We start from the raw sequence: 21551 nt of genomic DNA, 5'->3' as shown, positions 1-21551 counted from the left end.
GAATGAAACTTATCTATGAGGTTGACGTGACGCCGTCCCTTCCAGCCCTGCGGGCATTCAACTCGGCAGCCCAATACCAGAGTTTTCGCGCCGCAGCTGAGGCGTTGTCCGTGACGCCAACGGCCGTCAGCCATCACATCCGCGGCTTGGAAGACCAGATGGGTGTCAAACTGTTCGAACGCGTGGGGCGCGATGTTGTTCTGACCGAAGATGGAAAACGCCTGGCCGAGGCAACGGCGCAGGCCTTTGGAATACTGGACGACGCCGTTCGTAAGTTGCGCCGAAGTACACGCAAAGCTGTGCGCCTGGCCGCTGGTCCGATATTTACGGCTCGATGGCTCATGCCCAAGATCAGCGATTTTTGGGAAACCCATCCGGATATCGAACTTGAAGTGGTGCCGTTTTACCAGCCCGGATTGCTGGATCGCGAGAATGTCGACGTTGTGATCCGCTGGGAACGGATGGCAGAAATGCCTGAAAATGCCGTCAAATTGATCGAGCTCAGCCCTGTGGCGATCGCGTCAGAACGATTTACCGCAAGGTACGGGCGCGTAACATCGCCCGAGGACTTGTTGCAGGTTCCTCTGCTGCACCAACGAAACCACTGGGGTTGGCTGGACTGGTTTTCAGCGATGAATGTGCAAGTGGCAGGTCCTTTGCGTGGGCCCGTGTTTGAGGATGCCAATGCGCTGCTACGCGGCGCAGCCGAAGGGCAGGGCGCGATTGTTGGCTGGCTTCCTCTGATCGATCAGGATCTGAAAGAAGGCCGGGTCGCACGTCTGTTCGACGAAGAGATTACCCCGACCCATGGCTATTACATAGAAGCATGGAAGGGCAGCCAAAGGCATCGGGAAGCGCGTTATGCAATTGAATGGCTGGCGTCCCAAAACAAACCGGTGCAATCCGCCGAATAGGAACCCCGCACAAAGCGCGGTTCGAGCAAATAAGAGCCAGGCAGCACTCTTTTGCGCCACCCGGCCGTCATGTTTTTCTACGGGGTGCTTCAACTTTGAAGCCTCGGGTCTGAGGTCTTTGTTATAGACTGCCGAAAGCCCGATCCAAGCCGTCATGAACTTGATCAACATCGTCCATCGACAGGCACATTGGTGGGACCAGACGCAGGCAGGATTGATAAGCCCCGGATTTCGACAGGATGATCCCGCTTTCACGCGTCGCCTCGAACACGGCGGCGGTGGTTGCCGGGTCAGGTTCTTTGGTCTTGCGATCCTTGACCATTTCGATGGCCAGCATCAGACCCCGCCCGCGAACGTCGCCGATGACCTGATACTTGTCCTTCAGCGCGTGCAGACGTTCCAGCAGGGCGGTCCCTACGTCGCGGGCGTTTTCGCGCACATTGTCTTCCTTGATGACCTGAAGCACCGCGCGGCCAGCCGCACATGAGGTGGGGTTGGCCCCGTAGGTGTGGAACATGAACTTTTCCGCCATCGGCGCAGCAATGTGTTTTCGGGCCACGACCGCGCCCAGTGGAAAACCATTTCCGATACCCTTGGCCATGACCACAATATCCGGGATGACACCATCGGCCTCAAAGCCCCACATATGATCGCCGGTCCGACCAAAACCCGCCTGCACCTCGTCCGCAATCAGCAGGCCACCTTTTGCGCGCACGCGTTCCGCCGCGCCGGTCATGTATCCTTTGGGCATTTCGACGACACCGCCATAGCCCTGAACGCTTTCGATGAAGATACCCGCAACTTGACCGGATGTAGCCGTGTGAATGGTGCGCTCGATTTCATCGAGATACGGCTGGGCGCCGGAATTTTCACCAAAGATGCCGCGATACTGATGCGGCTCGGGTACAAAGGCCACGTTTCCGGGCATGCCAGGATGCCGCCAGCCGGAAATGCCTGTGATCGACTGCGCCGCCGCAGTGGGCCCGTGATAAGCCGAGCGCAGCGCCAGCAAATCGAGGTTTCCGGTGTAGCTTCGCGCCATGGTCATGGCCAGATCCACGGCTTCGGAGCCAGAGTTGGTGAAATGCACAACCCATTCGATGTCGCCGTTGGGATTGGGCATGGTGGCGGCCAGTTCCTCGGCGAAGTGCGCCGGGACGGGGTGATAGAACATGGTGGTGCAGTGGGTCAGCTCCTGCGCCTGTTCCATTGCGGCGGCGACCACCTTGGGGTGGCTGTGGCCGACCGAGATGCACACGTTCATACCCAAAAGGTCAGTGTATTTGCGCCCCTCGACATCCCAAAGGTACTGCATCGACCCCTTCTTGAAGACCATGGGGTCCTTGAAGGGAATGAACTTGCGTTGCGAGGCGGCATAGTAGTTGTCGCGACGCGCAGCCGTTTCATCCAAGGTCCAGTCGGTTTGCATGTTCACGTGTCATCTCCTCCGATTTCCCGGCTGCGCCGGGCGACGAAATCATCAAGTGCTTCACGGGTCCCGGCATCCATCGCCGGCGCTTCGTATTCATCAATCAATTTCGCTACGCGCGCGCTGGCGCGTTCGTGCTGCCACTGGCCGCCCTCGGCATGCCACTGTTCAAAAGTTCCGTTGTCGGACATCTCGCCCATCCAGAAGGCGGTTTCGAAATTGTCCTGGGTATGCTGCGCGCCCAGGAAGTGGCCACCTGGCTCAACCTCAAAAAACGCGTCCATCGCCTGTGCCGATTCCGAGAAGTCGACGCCGCCGACAAAGCGTTGCATGGCCGAACAACGGTCGGCATCCATAACGATTTTCTCGTATCCTGTGGTTAGCAACCCTTCGAGACACCCGGTGGCGTGGATGATGAAGTTCACCCCAGCCATGGCTGCGCCCATTAGCTGCGCCTGGCTTTCATAGCCTGCCTGTGCATCCGGCACTTTTGACGCGGTCAATCCACCCACGGAATGGAAGGGCAAGCCCAGCCGATCCGCCAGCGTTTTGGCGCACATCTGGAATTGGGTGCCTTCGGGCGTGCCGAAGGTGGGCGCCCCGGTCCTGAGGCTGATCGGTGAAAAGAACGTGCCGAATGCGGCCGGAGCGCCCGGCCGGATAAGCTGAATCAGGGCGACCGAAGCCATCACTTCGGCCAGAACCTGTGAAAGGGTTGCAGCGACCGAGACAGGTGACATCGCGCCACCCAGCACAAAGGGTGATACCACAGTGCACTGCCCGGCTTGCGCGTATTCCTTGAGCGCCCAGAGCATGGTTTCGTCCATCACCAGTGGCGCATTGGTGTTGACCACCGAATACAGAACGCAGTTTTTGTCGACAAACTCGCGCCCCATGGCGATACGGCACATCTCGATCGTGTCGCGAGCACGCTCCGGTGCGGTGACGGCACCCATGAACGGCTTGTCGTTCATTGTCAGATGCGTGTGTGCCATGTGCAGGTGCCGAACCGGAACGGGGACGTCCACAGGTTCAACCACAACGCCACCTGAATGATTGATCGCCCCAAGCTGATAATGCAGCTTGGTAATGTTGCGGAAGTCCTCGATCGATGCGTAGCGGCGACCGTTTTCCATATCATGAACGAAAGGGGGGCCGAAGCTGGGCGCATAGACCTGCGCGTCACCACCTATCTGAATTGATCGCGCAGGATTGCGCGCATGCTGAGTGAATACCGAAGGGGCCGTGCGGATCTTGTCGCGGCACCAGCCCGGATCAAAGCGCACCCGTTCGCCCTCGACCCGCGCCCCGTTCGCCTTGAAGAGTGTCAGCGTTTCCTGGTCGCCACGAAAATCCATGCCGATCTCATCCAGAATGCGGTCTGCGTTCCGTTCGATGATTGCAACCGCCTCGTCATCGATCAGGCTGACCTTGCCAATCTTTCGGATGGTAAAGGGAGCGGCCAGCGCCCCTTTTGCGGCACGTGCGGCCATACGCTCTTGTCTGCCGGAGCGTCGGGTCGTGTTTCGTGCCATATCGGCCTCCGTGCCATTCTTCTGGAGACTCTCATGACAAGGAAAGGGCTGCGGGGATAGCAAAACCCAACAGTATTAGATGTAATAATGATGCGGATTAGGACGGGTAAATAACGTGTTCGCAAACTTCTGGCAGAAGTTTTTCGAAACTCTGCCGCATGGTTTCCCGGCATTGTAGGGCGATGCGTTCAGGGATGTCGTCCAATTCACCGGCACGGTGAATCATGAGTATGGATCGTTTGAATCCCGCAATCGGAAGTGGTTCCACGCGCAGGTTCATGCCCTCGGCCACGGCGTCGATCAGCAGGCTGGGTGTCAGAATGGCAAAACACTTACCCGTAATTACGCCTGCAACAACCATGGATGCCCGGTCGGCTTCCATTGAGCGCGGAAGGTCCAGGCGGCAACGCTGCAAATGCTGGTCCGTTCGCCTGCCGACTGGTGCATCAGAGCTGAACCGAACAAATGACAGGTCGTTGGCAACCGACATGATATCATCGGCAGAACCGTCATAATCCCGGGGAAGAACAAGAAAAAATGGTTCTTCCAGGATCGGGGTGCATTCAAAGTCGGTCAGGTCGAACTGAGGGTCCGAAGTTATAGCGACATCGATTGTTCGGGCATTGAATGCTTGCTGATGGTCGGTCGCAAGCCCTGCGGACAAGCTGAGTTCTGGAATGCCAAGATCGCTGCGAACCATGTCCAACAACCCGGGCGTCAGGGTTGTTGCAATCGAAGCCAGAAGCGCGACGCGCAGAATGGGCAACGAGCTGGATTGGACATAACGCAACTCGGATCGGAGGTCTTCGACCTCATTAAGAATACGAAAGGCCCGTCGGCGGAGTATTTCACCGGAATGCGTAAGCTCCAGCGGGCGACGCGATCTGTCGAACAGGGAAACGTTAAGCGCCCATTCCAATTTTTTGATCTGCTGAGAAACAGCGGATTGCGTCATTCCCAATGCGGACGCGGCAGCCGTTACATGCTGGCTGTCGGACACCGCCATGAACACTTCTAGCGCGCGTAGCAAGCTGACATCTGTCTCCGATTGCCGCTTCTTCATTTGGCAATAACTTCCATTAGTTTTTCTAATTTCTGTTTTGATTTCTTGATCCGCGCGCTGACGGAAGTCAATCCTTGCGGGGATATTCACGCCTGCGCCGTAGGATCGAATACGCGAAAAACAGGAGCTTGGGGAGTGAGGCAGCGCATGCAGAAAGCTATCATCGTTGGCGGAGGTGCCATTGGCCTTGGGCTGGCCTACCATCTGGCCGGTCGGGCGCAGGTCACGGTACTCGAGCGAAACCAACTGACCAGCGGTACAAGCTGGCACGCGGCCGGGATTATCGGGCCGCTACGTGCAACGCCGAACATGACCAGACTGGCCATGTATGCAGGTGAGCTGTTTCGCCAGCTCGAGGATGAATCGGGCATGTCCACCGGCTACCGCCAGACCGGCGGCTTTTGGTTGGCACGTGAAGAAGCGCGTATGGACGAGCTGCACCGCATTGCCTCTCTGGGTCGCCATTTTGGTTTGACACCGTCGATTTTAGAACGGGATGAGGTCGACGTACCGGGACTGAACCTTGATGGCATCGTTGGCGCGCTGCGTGTCGAAGAAGATGCCAATGTGAACCCGGTGGACCTGTGCATGGCCTATGCAAAGGCTGCCCGCGCCAAAGGGGCCGTGATCCGCGAGAATGTACAGGTCGCCGGACTGCTGGTGGAAAACGGGTCGGCCAAGGGTGTGCGTCTAGCGGATGGGTCTGAAATGCTGGCCGACCAAGTGGCGCTGTGTGCCGGTGCGTGGTCGAAGAAACTGGCGGATGAGGTGGGTGTTGCGCTGCCCCTGCAGGCTGTCGAGCATATGTATGTCGTGACCGAGCCTATGGCTGATCTGCCCACCCCTTATCCGGTGTTGCGCGATCTGGATCGCGGTGTTTACGTCAAAGGCGACGCGGGCAAACTGGTCTTTGGCGGGTTTGAGCCGAATGCCAAAGTCTGGGATGCGTTTGGCCCAGAAGGCGACCGCCCATTTCTGGAATTGCCCGAGGATTGGGATCAGTTCATGCCGTTCATGACCGCGGCGCTGGCGTTGGTTCCCGGGTTGGAAGCGGCGGGCATTCAGCACTTTATGAACGGCCCCGAGAGCTTCACCGCCGACACAAAACCCCTGATTGGTCAGACGCCCAATGTCGATGGGTTGTTTGTAGCAGCCGGGATGAACTCGGTCGGCGTGATGTCTTCGGCGGGCGTCGGACGCGTGCTGGCCGATTGGATGGTCGACGGTGAGCCGCCGATGGACCTGTGGGAGGTCGATATCGCCCGTGTCGATCCGCTGACGGCTGACAAGGATCACATTGAATCCCGGATGAAAGAGGCGGTCAGCGATGCCTTTGCTCTGCACTGGCCGTTCAAACAGCCCAAAGCCGGGCGTGGCCTGCGAAAGTCGGCGCTGCATGATCGCTGGTCCCTAGCGGGCGCGCAATTCGGCCTGACCGCCGGTTGGGAGCGCGGACTTTGGTATGCCCAGGACGATAGTGAGCGCGATTTGCCCTATTCGGTAGGCGATCAGCCCTGGTATCCGATTGCGCAGCGCGAGGCCGCGCAGATGCAGGAAGGCGCGGCGCTGATTGACCTGTCACCCTTCGGAAAATTCGACATTCAGGGCCGGGATGCATTGTCGGTGTTACAGTATCTGACAACCGCCAATCTGGATGTGCCCGTCGGACGCGCGGTGTATACCCTGCTGACAAATGGCAAGGGTGGAACCGAGGCAGATGTAACCATCGCTCGGGTCGCGTTAGATCGTTTTCGCATGACCTCAGCTGCCGCGAGCCGGCAAAAGGATCTGGCTTGGTTGCGTCGGCACAGCGCTGGGCGCGACGTGATAATTACTGACGTAACCGAGGCCGAGGTGGTCATCGGCGTTATGGGCGGCGGTTCCCGAGATGTGCTCAGATCTTTGTCCAACGCGGATTGGGACGACTTCCCGTTTTCAACCTTCAAGACCGTGACAATTGCAGGCAAGACTGCCACGGCCACGCGCGTCAGCTTTGTGGGTGAACTTGGTTGGGAACTGTCCATTGCGGTGGAACAAGGTGGCCCAGTCTTTGACGCGCTCTACGCCATAGGGGCCAGACCTTTGGGCCATTTCGCCGTGGATGGTTGCCGGATCGAGAAAGGGTTCAAGCATTGGGGCCACGATCTGGGTCCCGAGATTACGCCGCTTGAGGCCGGGCTTGACTTTGCCATTGACTGGAACAAGGATTTTCTGGGCAAGGATGTTCTGTCCGCCCAGAAAGAACGGGGCCTGACCCGCAGGCAGGTGATGTTCGACATCCCCACGCATCCTTTGATGTTGCATGACGAACCCATATTGGAAAACGGCCGCGTTATCGGCATGACCACCAGCGGCGCGCGTGGTGCTCGCACCGGACTGACGCTGGCGCTGAGTATGATTGAGGTTGCGACAGGCGAGAAACTGTCCGCCACCTGCGAACGAAAGTTCGAAATTGAAGTCGCGGGTGTGCGTCATCAGGCCAATGTGCTGATGCGCCCCCCGTTTGATCCCACAGGCGAAAGGATGCGCGGATGAGCACCACCAACGCTCGGGTCCTGATCATCGGCGGGGGCGCAATGGGCGTGTCCCTCATGTACCATCTGACCAAGGCGGGCTGGACCGACGTTGTTCTGACCGAAAAGAACGATCTGACCCACGGTTCGACATGGCATGCAGCGGGCCTTTGCACGCATTTCGCCCACAACCCGACCATTCAGGAACTGCGCGCCACATCCGTGCGACTGTATCGTGATATCCTGCCGGAAGAGACCGGTGATACGTGTGGTTTTCACCGCTCTGGTGCGATGCGGATTACCTCAAACCCGGACCGGATGGACGAGTTCGCTCATGTCGCGGGGCTTAGCCGTTTTACTGGGTACGACTTACAACTGCTGAAACCCGAGGACATTGAACGCCTGCACCCGCTGGCCCGAACCGAAGGTTTGCTCGGTGGCATATATGAGCCCGATGACGGCCATGTGGACCCGTCTTTGGCCACTAACGCGATGGCCAAGGTGGCGCGTCAGAACGGTGCCACGATCCTGCGGTACAACCCGGTGACCGCAATCCGGCGCGAGGATGACGCCTGGGTGGTCGAGGCGGAAAAAACCACGATCCGTGCTTTGCATATCGTCAATGCTGCCGGCACCTGGGGATGGGAAATAGGGCATATGATGGGGCTGAATATTCCCTCTGTGCCAGTGTTGCACCAATATCTGGTGACTGACACGGTTGAGGCGGTATCCGACCGCATCAAACAGGGCCTGCCCGAGCTGCCGATGATCCGCGACCCGGAAGAAAGCTGGTATGTGCGGCAGGAACGCGACGGTCTGATCCTTGGGCCGTATGAGAAAGACGCACAGCCCTGGTCGGTCGACGGCTGCCCGCCCGAATTCGGAGCCGACCTGATGCCGCCCGATCTGGACCGGGTCGAGGACATCATAATGATGGCGATGGAGCGTATCCCCGCGTTGGAAACCGGTGGCATCAAATCTGTCGTCAATGGCCCGATTACCTTTACACCAGACGCCAACCCTCTGATCGGTCCGGCGCATGGTTTGCCGAATGCCTGGCTGCTGACCGGATCGTCGATGGGCGTGATGGAGGGAGGCGGTTCAGGCTGGTTTTTGGCCCATTGGATGACCCACGGCGCGCCGCCGATGGACGCGCTGGCAGTAGACAGCCGCCGTTTTGGCAGCTGGGCCGATCGCGACTATCGCGTCGATAAAGCTATCGAATGCTTCGGTTTGCAATTTGGTGTGCATTACCCGCAAGAAGAGCGCCCCGCAGCACGTGGCAAGCGCCTATCTCCCTTGCATGACTTGATGGTCGAGCGTGGCGCCGTCATGGGAACGGCCTATGGTTGGGAGCGGCCCAACTGGTTCAGCGACAAGCAGGGCGACGAGGCGGTGCCTAGCTTCCGCCGCACGAACTGGTTCGAACCGGTTGCGCGAGAATGCCAGGTCGTGACGCATTCGGTCGGGCTTGCCGACATGTCGGTGTTCTCGAAATTCGAAGTAAAGGGCACGGATACCCGCGCATTTGTGGACTCCATCGGCACGAATCTTGCTCCAAATGTTGGCCGCATCGGACTGACGCATGCCCTGACCCCTACTGGGGGAACGCATTCGGAGTTCACAGTCTCGGTTCTGGCCGAAAACGAGTTCTATCTCACCTCGGCTGCAGCCGCAGAAGAGATGGACGAGGATCTGTTGCGCGCTCGCGCGGATGGATTCGACGTTTCCATCACGCGAGTTACCGAGAATTATGGCGTGCTTGGTCTGATGGGACCGAAATCTCGCGACGTCCTGTCTACGCTGACGGACGCTGATTTGGGGGCAGGGTTCCCTTGGCTCTCGGTTCGCGAGATTACAATTGCGGGCATTCCCGTGCGCGCGTTGCGCGTGTCATATGTGGGAGAACTGGGTTGGGAGCTGCACGTCGCAGCCGACCAGATGCGCGCATTGTTCCTGGCCATTGAAGCAGCGGGAAAGCCCTATGGGCTAAGTTTGTTCGGGGCTTATTCCATGAACGCCATGCGCCTTGAAAAGGGTTACCGAGCCTGGGGCGCGGACTTCACGACTGAGCGGACGCCTGCCGAAACGGGAGCGGGTTTCCTGATCAAGATGGACCACGACTTTATCGGCAAGAACGCCCTGGCCGCGCGTTTGGAAAGCGATAATCGCTGGGAGATGGTCCTGCTTGAAATTGAAGCCGGGGATGTTGATCCATATTACGCGCATGGGGTGATCCAAGGGGATCGAATGGTCGGTATTGTCACCTCGGCCGCCTATGGTCACCGAACGGGAAAAACACTGGCGCTGGCCTATCTGCGTGATCGGAACGCGAAGGAGGGACTGGAGGTTCAAATTCTTGGGCAACAACGAGACGCGAAAATTCTGTCAAAACCTCCGTTTGATCCGGCGAACGCCCGAATGAAACACTAGAACCCGCGTGGAGTTTTCGCAGCAATCCGGGGGGAAATTGGTGAGGCCCGTTGTCCACTGTTTTTGAAATTGCGCTCGAGGACATCATAGCGCGGAAACCAGCCAAATCATGACCCAGATTAAGGCTGAATTGCGCTTTAGCAGCGGGTGTTCAGGCTGGGGGATCACTGTTGGGAGCGGCCTTTCCGAACAGGTGATTTCAATCGTGTGATCAGCCGACTTTCAATTTTCAATTGCGAGGGGCGGGCGGAATTTCACCGGTTTCCCTTGTAGCGTTCGTCGCGAGGTGAAAAAGCGGAAAACGCGACATGATGTGTTGCGATCAAGGGAAACCGCAATATGGCGGGTGATAGAGGCGCCGTTTTCCTACGTGGGCCATCCGAAAAAGATATCCCCCAGCTACCGGAACATAATGCGCACTCTTGCCGAATCAAATTGTTTTGTGTTCTGTCGCGGCGATGGTTCCCGACCGCGTTTTGCGGGAAGGGATAAAAGGGAATACGGTGCGGCCTTCTCGAAAAGCCAAATCCGTGACTGCCCCCGCAACTGTAGGCGGTGAGCGACCCGAGATCGTCCACTGGGCTATTGCCTGGGAAGGATCGGGACAGCGTCGACCCGCAAGTCAGGAGACCTGCCATCCGAATATTAATGAACCTGGGCGGGGTGTCCCAGAGGGAGATGTCAATGTTTCAAACGGCCCATGCCGTCCGCAACCTTGCACCTGCTTCGCCCCCTTCCAACCGGAGGAGGCGATGTCGTTGTACTTGCAAAATTCTGATTTCCGACCTTGCATAACCCACAGGGTCAAAGCCACCTTGTCCAGATTCAGCATTCACGAGTACGCCGTAACCGTCGGGGCAGCCCGATGACACGGCGCGCATCGCATAATGACGCCGGAGCGCAAAAAGGCCGCTGTTTTTCTGAACTCAGCGTACCGGTACTGGTATCGGGGGCGTTGGCGCTGTCCGCTCTGTTGTGGTTCGCGATTTACACGGTGATCTGATGTCTGCTGTTCTTCAACTTCGCGATTTGACTCTCGGATACCGTGATCTGACACTGTTCCACCGGTTGTCCATGGACATCGAAGCGGGCTCGACTCTGGCCGTATTGGGTGCCAACGGGTCCGGTAAAAGCACATTTGTCAAAATGCTGCTTGGACTGATGGACCCGCTTTCGGGCAATCTTGCCTGGCCAAAAGGCCGCCCCCGTGAAATTGGCTATCTGGCGCAGATGACCGAGTTTGACCGTCGCTTCCCCATTCGCGTGCGGGATCTTGCGGCGATGGGGGCTTGGCGAGGGTTTGGGTTTCGAAACGGGCTGGACCATGCGGCGCGCGACAGAATGGTAGCTGCGCTGGATGAGGCCGGTGTTCTCGACATCGCGGACCGCCCCTTGCACATGCTGTCCGGCGGGCAATTGCAGCGCGCCCTGTTCGCACGGGTCATCATGCAGGATGCGCCGCTGATTTTGTTGGATGAGCCCTTTGCAGCCGTGGACCAAAGCACGGAGGCGCATTTGTTGTCGATCATTCGTCGATGGCGCGATGAAGGCCGCGCGGTTGTTTTGGTCGTTCACGACCTCTCTTCTGTACTGGACCATTGCAGCCATGCCCTGCTTTTGGGCGGGCAAGAAGCAACGCATGGTTCGGTAAACGACGTGCTCACACCCGACCGGCTGGTAGCCCAAGGGTATCTATCGGAAAGCCAAGCCTCCTGGATGTTCCGGGGCGGGCCAGCAAATGCGGAGCGCACACATGCTTGAACTCTTCACCGAAATGTGGAGCTTTGCTTTCATGCGGCGCGCCTTCGTGGCGACCACAGTCCTTTCCGCCTCGGTTGCTCCGGTAGGAGCCTTCCTCGTGTTGCGTCGCTTGTCCCTTGCCGGGGAGGCGATGGCCCATGCGATCACGCCGGGCATCGTTATCGGGTTTGTGACCGCCGGCCTATCGGTGATGTCGCTGCTGGTTGGAGGTCTGATTGCGGGTGTGGGTGTAGCCATACTAACCGCTTTTCTGGCGCGCAGGACGATTTTGCGCAGCGATGCCAGCCTTGCGTCGCTGTATCTGATTGCGTTGGCTGTCGGTATCTTCATCCTGTCGGCGGCAGGATCCGCCGTTCCGCTCAAAAGCTTCCTGTTTGGCTCGATCCTCGGGATCGACGACGCTTCGATGATGCTTGTGGGTGGAGTTGCGACTGTGACCCTGGTCGCCTTTGCCTTCCTGTTGCGACCTCTGATCGTCAGCACGTGCGACCCGGTCTTTTTTGAAACCCAGACGCGGCGGCCTTGGTTGATTGATCAGGGTTTCATGCTGCTTTTGGTTCTGAACCTGCTGGCGGCGTTCAAGACGCTTGGCACGCTGATGGCCGTTGGTTTGATGATCCTGCCTGCCACTGCGGCGCGCTACTGGGCGAGCACCATAACGGCGCAGCTGGTACTGGGTTTCATTTTCGCCCTGTCCAGTTGCTGGATCGGGCTGACACTGTCCTACTTTTTCCCGGAAACGCCCTCCGGCCCTGCAATTGTGCTGGTCGCGGGTGGTTTGTTTCTGTTCTCAGCCATTTTCGGCCCCTTAGGCTTTGGCGGCCGGTTGCGCAAACCGTCCGTTTCAAAAGACATCCCCGTTGCGCAAGTTCATCAAGAAGAGCGAGCAAAATGACTCTTGTGAAATCCCTCTATGCCGGCATCGCCTCGGCGTCCCTTGCTTTGGCCGCACTGCCGGCTGCGGCTGCTGAAGACGACGTCCGGATCGTGGCCAGCTTCTCGATCCTTGGCGACATGGTCGAAGAAGTTGTCGGCGAACTGGCAACAGTCACGACCATTGTCGGCCCCGACGCTGATGCTCATGTCTATCAGCCTTCGGTTGCCGACGCGAAGGCCGTGGCCAAGGCTGACATCATCTTTGTCAATGGACTGGGTTTTGAAACCTGGTCAGACACCCTGATCTCAGAGTCTGGAACCAAAGCGTCTGTACACGTTGCAACCGACGGTATCACGCCGGTCAAAGTGGATGGTGAGACCGACCCCCACGCATGGAACTCTTTGTCAAACGGCGTGATCTATGTGACCAACGTCGCCGACGTTATGAAAGAAGCCATGCCCGAGCATGCAGACGAGATCGTTGCCAATGCCAAAGCCTATATAGCTGAGCTTGAGGCGTTGGATGCCGAAACCAAAGCCAAGCTGGCAAACCTGCCCGCGAACCGCCGCACCGTCGTGACGGCTCATGACGCGTTCGGCTATCTTGCGGACGCTTACGGACTGACCTTCCTTGCGCCGGTCGGCATCGACACCGAGGCTGAACCTTCCGCCAAGCAGCTTGCCGTTCTGATCGACCAGTTGAAGGCTGATGGTGCCGCTGCCCTGTTCGTGGAAAACATCACCAGCCCGGCTTTGGTTCAGCAAATTTCGGACGAGACAGGTATCGTGATCGGCGGTCGTCTTTTCTCCGATGCTTTGTCCGAGCGCGGCGGTCCGGCCACAAGCTATCTGGCGATGTTCCAGCACAACCTGGGCACTCTGCTGGACGCGCTGGCACACGAGACCGCAAGCTAATCTGAAGTCACGCGCGGGGTGGTTTTTGAATGATCGCCTCGCGCAACCTGACCGAAACCATGTTTGTGGCTGGGTCAACGGTTGCACCGCTGCATTAGGCGGTCATTGCGAACGGCGAATGTGTTATTCACCAACAAACTCTGGCCGATGCAAAGCAACTAAAAGCCAGCTTTTGACCAAATTTGTGTGTGCCGGACTTTCATTTTCAGCGAGTGACAGATCCCGTCAAACTGAGGCAGAAGACCAGCTATTCGCATGCTCTGACTCTCAAGGCCGAAGATCGGTCTGACTGAAGCAGGCCAATCTCGAAAAACCACCGATGTCGCAATCAGTCGGTATTTTGGTTCTGTTTTCAATACGGTTGAGCCATTGCCTGTGCGGACGAGGGTCGGATGACAACCGGTTTGAACGAGATTTCGACCAGACTAGAACACCGCAGGCGAAGTGTGTTTTTCGTTTTTGCAGCCGGTGTCTTGTGGTCGACAGTTGGGCTTGGCATCCGGCTGATCGAAGACGCGGTCGTCTGGCAGATATTGCTCTACCGGTCGATCAGCCTCAGCATTTTCCTGTTTGTTGTGATCCGATTGCGCACCGGAGAGACGCCTATCACGCATCTCCGGCGTCTCGGCTTTCCTGCGGTAGTTGCAGGGCTGTCGCTGGTTGCGGCCTATTCTGGTGGGATCTATGCGATCCAGGTCACTTCTGTCGCGAATGCGATGCTTTTGTTTGCTACCGCGCCATTCATGGCTGCGGTTTTGGGATGGATTGTTCTGAAGGAAGAAGTGCGCGGCGCGACCTGGGTATCTATCGCCGTCGCCATCTGCGGTATTGCCATCATGGTCGCGGACAAGTCCGGGGGTGGAGCTCTGAGAGGTAGTCTGGCCGCGTTGGGATCGGCCGTTGGGTTTGCCGTTTTCACGGTGGCGCTGCGTTGGGGAAAATCCGGTGAAATGCTGCCCTCGGTGTTCCTTTCGGGCGTATTCGCCATTTTCATCACTTTTGCTGTCTGCAAGTTTCTGCAACTTCCTTTGCTTCTGTCCCCTCGCGATGGTGGCATAGCGATGGCCATGGGCGTCTTTCAGGTCGGGGCAGGCCTTATCCTGTACACTCTCGGGTCGCGTGGCTTGCCCGCTGCAGAACTTGTTCTGCTGTCATTGGCAGAGGTTCTGCTTGGTCCGGTTTGGGTGTGGGTTTTTCTGGGTGAAACAGCATCTTTCCACACGTTGCTCGGCGGTAGTGTGCTGTTGGCCGCAATTGTCGGAAACGCGGTTTCTGGAATGGTGCGAGCCCCTCCGCCCGTGTCAGGTTGATAAAAAACCGTGGGTTCGTCCTGATTGCTGGTTGCCGGATTCTGTCGGCAGCTCGTTGGATGATGGGAATAGCTGTGACATGCCAAGGGTAACCAGCGAAATAAGTGGCTGAATGTAGTCACTTATTGGCGGTTAGCTTTTCAGTCGCTACCATCGATGGCGTTCGGATGCTCTGTGAAGGAAACAACCGAGCTTTAAAATCATAGGAGGGCGAATAATGACCGCGAAGCATTTTTTCGGACGTGCCGCAATAGTAACCCTTGTATTTGGGCAGATCGCGACGGCAGCGCTGGCCGAGACGTTTTCGTTGACCGGGCAATACGAGGGACGATACGCCTGTGACAGTACCACGGGGGGTGTTCCTGCAAGCTGGTCAGACCCGATGCGCGCCGGGATCGTGCAGGATGGGGACGACATATCCATTGACCTGCTCTACACCGACAAACAAGAGCTTGGGGCCGAATACTCGCTTTACTCTGGCTCAATCGCACTGTCACCTGATGGCACGTTGATCAGCGGTTACTTTGAGGCCTGTGGCGGCACTTTCCCATCAAAAGAGCTGGCGCGGTTTTTCCCGGCATCAACCTCATCTGCGCCGTTCAGCTTGTCGGTCACGAGTGTCTGGGCTTCGGATCAGGTGCCGAACATTCCGGGACTGACGGTTCAGACCTGCATTTGGAGCCTTACGCGCGTGTCTACGGACACTCCCAAAATACGATCTTGTGATACGAATTCTCAGTAGACGATCCCCTAAATTGGCCAAGGCCGTCAAAAATCTTAGAAATTCTGCAAAATATTTATCGCGGCAACCTCAGTTGACGTAGGGGAAGACGGGAATCTTTCTAAGATCGCAAAATATCTATATATTGATGCATATTAGCGTCAATTGGCCGGCTCGGTGTCTGTGCCAAAATTGGAATTGCGCAAGGGTGGAACCACGGGGTTACGGCTGAACCCGGACCGATCGAGCGCGCCGGGACGGTTACAATCGCGCCCCTGAAACCCATATAGCCGCCAATCTGTTAACTTTCACTGTGCCTTGGCAGGTGTCCGATCCACCTGCAAGGCCCATAACAAACAGGATGGTCCCGATGAGTTTCATTCTAAAAAGTAGCCTGGTTACACAAATCATTGTCGGGCTCATCGCTGGTGTTCTTCTCGCCGCTGTCTGGCCTCAGGCTGGCATGGCGATGGGTTTGCTCGGCGACTTCTTTGTCGATGCGCTGAAAGCGGTCGCGCCGGTTCTGGTGCTGATCCTGGTCTGTGCCGCGATCACCAACCACAAGAAGGACAGTGAGGCCCGTATGGGCCCGGTCGTGTTTCTGTACATCCTCGGCACTTTCGCGGCAGCTTTGGTTGCGGTTTTGGCCAGCTTTGTGTTTCCGGTCTCATTGCAACTGACTGGAACACCTCAGATCATGGATGCCCCCGACGGTCTGGCCGAGGTTGTGAAGAACATCCTGCTTAAGATCGTGGATAACCCGGTCAATGCCCTGGCACAGGCCAACTACATCGGCATTCTCGCCTGGGCGATTGGTTTAGGCCTGGTCTTCCGTCATGCCAGCGCCACGACCAAGACGTTCATGCAGGATCTGGACAACGGGATCACCAAGATCGTTTCCGCCATTATCCGCGTCGCACCGATTGGCATTTTCGGCATTGTCGCCTCGACCATTGCGGAAACCGGGTTCGGCACGCTGCTCGGCTATGCCAACCTGCTGATATTGTTGATTGGTTGCATGGCGTTCATGGCGCTTGTGGTCAATCCGCTGATCGTGTTCCTGCGTATTCGGCAAAACCCCTATCCACTAGTGTTCACCTGTCTCAGAGAATCTGGCATTACAGCATTCTTCATGCGCAGTTCCGCCGCCAACATCCCGGTTAACATGGAGCTGTGCCGGCGGATGAATCTGGATGAAGAGACCTATTCGGTCACCATTCCGATTGGTGCCACCATCAACATGGGCGGCGCGGCCATAACCATCACCGTCATGACACTGGCCGCAGTTCACACCATGGGCATCGAGGTCGACTTCCTCTCGGCTCTGTTGCTGAGCATCATCGCAGCAATCGCCGCGACCGGAGCCTCGGGCGTTGCGGGCGGATCGCTACTGTTGATCCCGATGGCCGCCAGTCTGTTCGGAATCGACAACGCCACAGCCATGCAGGTTGTCAGTATCGGGTTCATTGTCGGCGTCCTGCAGGATTCTGCAGAAACTGGGCTGAACTCGTCAACAGACGTTCTGTTCACTGCGGCGGGGTCGTACAAACAAGGTGATCCCTACCCGCAAAAGCTACCTCTGAACGAGGTCCCTGCGTAAGTTGAACTCACGCTCTCTTTGAGAGACCTATAGTCAGAGGATGCGCCGCTAAGGGGCGCATCCTGCCTTAGGCACAATACCCGGGTTCCGGCCAGAGCGAATCTAGGCGCGCTCTTTTGAATTCAAACACTTGATGCCCCGGCGCCCCGTATGTCTTGCTGCAAGCCCGTTAGTCGCAGGCGGCGGTCACGATCATTTCGACCTTCAACACATCGCGGGCGAGCTTGGATTCCCCGCACGCGCGGGCAGGTGCATGGCCTTCCGGTACCCATGCGTCCCAAACGGCATTCATTTCGGCAAAGTCCGCTATGTCAGCGAGCCAGATTTCACATTTCAGAATACGGGTCTTGTCGCTTCCGGCCTTTGCCAACAGGTCCTCGACCTTGGCCAGGATGTCGCGCGTTTGCTCGGTCACGGATTCCGCGTCCGACGTCTGGCCGCACAGATAGGCGACGCCGTTGTGTTTGACGATCCGGCTCATACGTTGGCCGGTTTCGATCCGGGTGATGGTCATGTCGTGTGTCTTTCCCTTTATGGAACCTGATGGTGATTACGCGCGGCGCAAGAGCGGAGAAATGCAGGTTTCTTGCTATCAGCTGGTCGTCAACTCGGTTTGATAGCCGAATAATGCGGGCAGCCCGCCGGTGTGCAGCATTACGACTTTCTGTCCGGGCTGGATTTTGCCCACATCTACCAAATGCAGTAAACCCGCGAAGGTTTTTGCAGAGTAAACAGGGTCAAGGAAAACGCCCTCGGTCCGGGCCATCATCTCTAATGCATTGCGGGTCGTGGCGCTCAACTTGCCGTAACCCGGTGCCAGTGCCTCGTCCAGAACCTCGATCTTGGCCTGCAGAGCCGGCGCATCAATCTCAAGCAAATCCGCCAGTTTCTGCAAGACCGACTGCATTCGGGCATGCTGCTTGTGTCTGTCCCGACGGACGCAGACCCCGAATACCGGGGAATTCACCCCAGCCAGCGCGACTCCGGTCAACAACCCTCCGTGCGTTGCACCACTGCCCGATGGGACGACGACCGCATCAAAATCGGGCATTTGCTGGCACAATTCCTGTCCGGCAACGACATAGCCCAATGCGCCCAGCGGTGGATGGTTCAGACCCAGATGGATCACGTATGGTTTGCGTCCATCAGCCTTCAGCTCTTCCGCGCGGGCGTGCAGCGCAGCGTCGGCGCCTGCTTCGTCCTCACCCTCGGGATAGCTCATATGCTCGGCACCCAGAATTTTGGCCAACAGCACATTGCCCGAAGTGTAGTAATCCGGTCCCATACCAGAAACACGCTCTTCCAGTTGCAGAACGGATTGCATACCCAAACGGGCTGCTGCCGCAGCTGCGGAGCGCACATAGTTTGACTGAACGGCACCTGTGATTAAAATGGTGTTCGCTCCCTGTTGCAGCGCGTCACCGAAGTAGAACTCCAACTGGCGTGTTTTGTTTCCACCAAATCCTAGGCCGGTCAGGTCGTCGCGTTTGAGCCAGAGGTCGATGCCCAGTGTGCTCGACATCCGGTCCAGCCTTTCCAGCGGTGTCGGACCGGACATGAGCCGGGCCCGAGGGAAACTGGCCAGAGTGTTTGTTGGTGTCATCTTCTGCCCTCCGAAACTATGCCATCGCGAAAGCGCGTTGAAAGAGAACACAGCAAGCAATCAGGGAAACGACCCGAATGGCTGTCGTGGTGAATGTCTGCGGCAGGTAAGCGCCGGTGGCGCGACCTAGCAAGCTGCCGACCAGAGTTGTGACAATAAAGATCCAAAGTTGCGACCCGTACGGGATTGCCTGAGCCCCAGAAAAACTGTGCAACAGAAAGGCGATACCGTATGCCACCAGCGCAATGGGTTGAACCAGCTTGGCGACATCTTTGCCCGAGCGGCCTTTTGCAATCAAACCGAACACCATCAAAGGGCCGGGCGTTGCCGCCCAAACGGTCGCAAGACCGGACAATCCGGATACCGCTGAAAATCCCGCAGTTCCAATCGCGTTGTGAAAAGGGATCAGGGTCGTGATCAGACCGATCAGCAGCAGGCAGGCGGTCAGGGCCAGAACAAATGCCTCGTTCAACATGGGATAAACGGCAAGACCGGCAATCACTCCGATAAGGCATCCAAAAACTGCGATGCGAATAGTCTTGCCTTCGGTCTGAAGGATGTGCCTGTCGGTGGCTGCGGCTGACACAACGGTGTTCAACAGAAGCAGAACAGGAACAGCGGTCGACGTACCAAGCAAAACCATCATTGGCGGCCCAGCAATGATGCTGAACCCAATGCCGACCCCGACCTGCAGCATGGCGCCAAGGCAGATGGCGGCTATCAGAATGGATAGTTCGACGGACACTTCAACCCCTCATGGCAGCGACCACCCGTTGCAACGGTGGAAGTATCCAGAGTTTCGAGCCAGGTCCATGCCTATATCGTCGGGGCCCGACCTGGCCCAATAATCCGTGATGATCCGCGGCATCATCGCGACCAAGGCATGATCCCTGAATACGAACTTCGGGCTGCAACGGAATGCGCCATTTGTGCCAGCGTCGTCAGGTCGAAGACCGGAAGACGCAGCTCTTCCTGAAGCCGGGCGGCGTAGGGCGGCAGATCCGTGCATTCCAAAACTAGTGACCGTATTTCGGGCGTTTGGCGCTTCAGGCGCCGGGCTGCCTCCAGAACTTCGGCTTCGATCACATCGGTATCCATACGAGTCCGCATGTTGCGCAAGATCACCTCGGCGAATTCTCTGGTGTGCTCTAACCCTTGTACTGCAACCGGGATCTCTGCTGCTCCGACGCCTTCGAAATGCTGCGGAGTCAGGGCCGACGCGTCTGCCGTCAACACACCCACCGGAGCGTTGGCTCCGGTCATGTGGTAGGCCAAAGGGACCTGGATCAGACTGGATGCGAAGACAGGTACGGAAACGGCTGCCGCCAATTCCTTTTGAAACAACGCCAGGAAACCGCAGCTGCCGGTTATGGCCCGTACGCCTTCGGCCTCAAGATGCTGTGCGCCTTTGATAAAAGGCTCCAAGAGTTCCGGAGAGGGATTGTTCAACAGGGTCGGAACTGTGACGCCGTCGATCATCTCATAGAGCACCGGAAACGGCAGGCTGGACGGGTTCTTGATGTGACCGGGTGGTTTCGGAAAATAACTTTCAAGGCACAAAACCCCAATCGATGCCCCGCAAATGTTTTGGCCGCCATCGTAAATTGGCATGGTGTTCAGGTCCTTTCGATTTGGGGTTTAAAACCGGGCCAGCAAAAACGGGTCCAGATTGACGTTTGGGCTGCGCCCGGACACAAGGTCGGCAATGAGCTCGCCGGTTTTCGGGGCCATCATCAACCCATAGTGAGAGTGCCCGAACGCGGTGTAGAGTCCGTCATTGCCATCTACAGAGCCGATTGCAGGAAGGCTGTCGGGAAAGGACGGGCGTCGTCCCATCCAGAAACGTGCCTCGTTTGTCTCAAGGTTCGGGATCATGGACTTTGCTTGTTTGGTCAGGATCGTTTCCTTACGCGGATCGACGGGGGCGTCGATATCGGCAAACTCGGCCGTGCCGGCGACCCGCAGGCCGCCTTGCATAGAACTTGCGACAACCTTTGCATCCACATCCATGACCGAGTTGTTCAATTCCGCCGAGGGGATCGGGAACTCAACGTGATAACCCCGTTCGGCGACAAGCGGCACAGGCAGGCCCAGCGGCTTCAGCAAGTCGGCGGACCAAACACCAGCCGCCAGTACGACGCACTGGGCGTGCAGTGTTTCCTGCGGGGTAGTAAGCGTCCAGCCGCCATCCTCAGCTCGGGTCAGTTTTGTAACCTCGGTTCGTACGATCTCAGCACCTTGCATGCGCGCTTTGTCTGCCAGAACCGCACCCATGCGCCCCGGAGAGGTCACGCGTGCCTGACCCTTGATCACGATTGCTGCCTTGAACGCATCCGTCAGCGCGGGTTCAAGGCGCCGAAGCTCGTCGCCGTCGATGCGCTCCAGATCGCCGCCCTTTTCCTTACGGATCAGGTAATCAAGCCCGCCCAGATTGGCTTGTTCCGGATGGCGGAAAGCATGGACATAATAGCTGTCGGTGATCAGGTCTTCGTGCCCTGTGCCTTGCAAATGTCGGCGGTAAAGATCGATGGACGGGCGGCACAAAATTTCCATCGCATCCGAGACCTCGCGAACGGTCTTTTCGCCGGAGTTGCCCAAGAAACGCATTCCCCAGGGGATCATTTTTGGCCAGAAGGCAAGTCGAACTGACAGCGCGCTTTTCGGATCCAGCAACATCTGGGGAATTTTCTTCCAGATACCTGGCATCGCTTGTGGAATAATCGACCATGGCGACACCACACCGGCATTGCCAAACGAGGTTTCCTGCCCCGGTTCGCCCCGGTCGATGAGCCGGACCGGGACGCCGCGTTCCTGTAGCGACAAGGCGCAGCAAACGCCGACGATCCCAGCGCCGATAATGGTGACTTGTTCTGTCATC

At 57.6% G+C, this 21551-nt stretch carries 18 protein-coding genes and 1 riboswitch; of the genes, 10 read left to right on the top strand and 8 right to left on the bottom strand.

What is annotated here, in order from left to right; genetic code table 11:
- Positions 1–2 precede the first annotated feature (2 nt).
- Positions 3–914 carry a LysR substrate-binding domain-containing protein gene (locus ACR0AA_RS15960; RefSeq protein WP_480663812.1) on the top strand — a complete coding sequence of 304 codons (912 nt, stop codon included), beginning with the start codon at positions 3–5 and terminating at the stop codon, positions 912–914.
- Between the two features lie 121 nt (positions 915–1035).
- Here ACR0AA_RS15960 and ACR0AA_RS15955 read toward each other — a convergent pair whose 3' ends face one another.
- From ACR0AA_RS15955 to ACR0AA_RS15945, 3 genes are all read right to left on the bottom strand, one after another.
- The gene (locus tag ACR0AA_RS15955; protein WP_480663879.1) at positions 1036–2343 is read right to left on the bottom strand and encodes an aspartate aminotransferase family protein; all 1308 of its coding nucleotides are present in this window, start codon (positions 2341–2343) and stop codon (positions 1036–1038) included.
- Positions 2344–2345: 2 nt separating this feature from the next.
- Entirely contained in the window at positions 2346–3878 is a 1533-nt protein-coding gene (locus ACR0AA_RS15950) for a trimethylamine methyltransferase family protein (RefSeq protein WP_480663814.1), read from the bottom strand.
- Positions 3879–3975: 97 nt separating this feature from the next.
- On the bottom strand, positions 3976–4941 hold the full coding sequence (locus ACR0AA_RS15945) for a LysR family transcriptional regulator (protein WP_480756424.1): 966 nt from the start codon (positions 4939–4941) through the stop codon (positions 3976–3978).
- A gap of 147 nt (positions 4942–5088) precedes the next feature.
- On the opposite strand from ACR0AA_RS15945, the gene ACR0AA_RS15940 reads away from it, so the two are divergent.
- The 9 genes from ACR0AA_RS15940 to sstT all read left to right on the top strand — a co-directional run bounded on the left by ACR0AA_RS15940 (position 5089) and on the right by sstT (position 17070).
- The gene (locus tag ACR0AA_RS15940; protein ID WP_480663818.1) at positions 5089–7476 is read left to right on the top strand and encodes a GcvT family protein; all 2388 of its coding nucleotides are present in this window, start codon (positions 5089–5091) and stop codon (positions 7474–7476) included.
- Positions 7473–9887, top strand: coding sequence for a GcvT family protein (locus ACR0AA_RS15935; RefSeq protein ID WP_480756423.1), 2415 nt, complete (start codon positions 7473–7475; stop codon positions 9885–9887). Before ACR0AA_RS15940 ends, ACR0AA_RS15935 begins: the two co-directional genes overlap by 4 nt.
- A gap of 442 nt (positions 9888–10329) precedes the next feature.
- Positions 10330–10540: riboswitch (cobalamin riboswitch) on the top strand.
- A gap of 212 nt (positions 10541–10752) precedes the next feature.
- Positions 10753–10890 (top strand): hypothetical protein, encoded by a 138-nt coding sequence (locus tag ACR0AA_RS15930; protein ID WP_480756422.1) that lies wholly within the window; start codon positions 10753–10755, stop codon positions 10888–10890.
- Entirely contained in the window at positions 10890–11648 is a 759-nt protein-coding gene (locus tag ACR0AA_RS15925) for a metal ABC transporter ATP-binding protein (protein ID WP_480756421.1), read from the top strand. The genes ACR0AA_RS15930 and ACR0AA_RS15925 overlap by 1 nt, the downstream gene beginning before the upstream one ends.
- Entirely contained in the window at positions 11641–12543 is a 903-nt protein-coding gene (locus ACR0AA_RS15920; protein WP_480663825.1) for a metal ABC transporter permease, read from the top strand. The genes ACR0AA_RS15925 and ACR0AA_RS15920 overlap by 8 nt, the downstream gene beginning before the upstream one ends.
- Positions 12540–13439, top strand: coding sequence for a metal ABC transporter solute-binding protein, Zn/Mn family (locus ACR0AA_RS15915; RefSeq protein ID WP_480756420.1), 900 nt, complete (start codon positions 12540–12542; stop codon positions 13437–13439). The genes ACR0AA_RS15920 and ACR0AA_RS15915 overlap by 4 nt, the downstream gene beginning before the upstream one ends.
- Before the next feature lie 392 nt (positions 13440–13831).
- Entirely contained in the window at positions 13832–14749 is a 918-nt protein-coding gene (locus ACR0AA_RS15910) for a DMT family transporter (protein WP_480756419.1), read from the top strand.
- A 217-nt stretch (positions 14750–14966) separates the two neighbouring features.
- Positions 14967–15491: a hypothetical protein gene (locus ACR0AA_RS15905; protein ID WP_480663831.1), complete on the top strand. Its 525-nt coding sequence runs from the start codon at positions 14967–14969 to the stop codon at positions 15489–15491.
- Positions 15492–15840: 349 nt separating this feature from the next.
- Positions 15841–17070, top strand: a complete 1230-nt coding sequence (sstT, locus tag ACR0AA_RS15900) for a serine/threonine transporter SstT (protein WP_480756418.1) — start codon at positions 15841–15843, stop codon at positions 17068–17070.
- 169 nt (positions 17071–17239) lie between these two features.
- On the opposite strand, the gene ACR0AA_RS15895 is transcribed toward sstT, so the two are convergent.
- The 5 genes from ACR0AA_RS15895 to ACR0AA_RS15875 form a co-directional block, all read right to left on the bottom strand.
- Entirely contained in the window at positions 17240–17584 is a 345-nt protein-coding gene (locus ACR0AA_RS15895) for a RidA family protein (protein WP_480663835.1), read from the bottom strand.
- Positions 17585–17662: 78 nt separating this feature from the next.
- Positions 17663–18673, bottom strand: coding sequence for a D-cysteine desulfhydrase family protein (locus tag ACR0AA_RS15890; protein ID WP_480756417.1), 1011 nt, complete (start codon positions 18671–18673; stop codon positions 17663–17665).
- Positions 18674–18689: 16 nt separating this feature from the next.
- On the bottom strand, positions 18690–19418 hold the full coding sequence (locus tag ACR0AA_RS15885) for a TSUP family transporter (RefSeq protein ID WP_480663839.1): 729 nt from the start codon (positions 19416–19418) through the stop codon (positions 18690–18692).
- A gap of 122 nt (positions 19419–19540) precedes the next feature.
- The gene (locus ACR0AA_RS15880) at positions 19541–20284 is read right to left on the bottom strand and encodes an aspartate/glutamate racemase family protein (protein WP_480663841.1); all 744 of its coding nucleotides are present in this window, start codon (positions 20282–20284) and stop codon (positions 19541–19543) included.
- A 27-nt stretch (positions 20285–20311) separates the two neighbouring features.
- Positions 20312–21550: an NAD(P)/FAD-dependent oxidoreductase gene (locus ACR0AA_RS15875; protein ID WP_480663843.1), complete on the bottom strand. Its 1239-nt coding sequence runs from the start codon at positions 21548–21550 to the stop codon at positions 20312–20314.
- Position 21551 lies beyond the last annotated feature (1 nt).

The sequence above is a fragment of the Ruegeria sp. CE8 genome (assembly GCF_056537465.1).
Note: the sequence above shows the minus strand (reverse complement) of the source record. Positions and strands in the feature narration are given on the sequence as shown.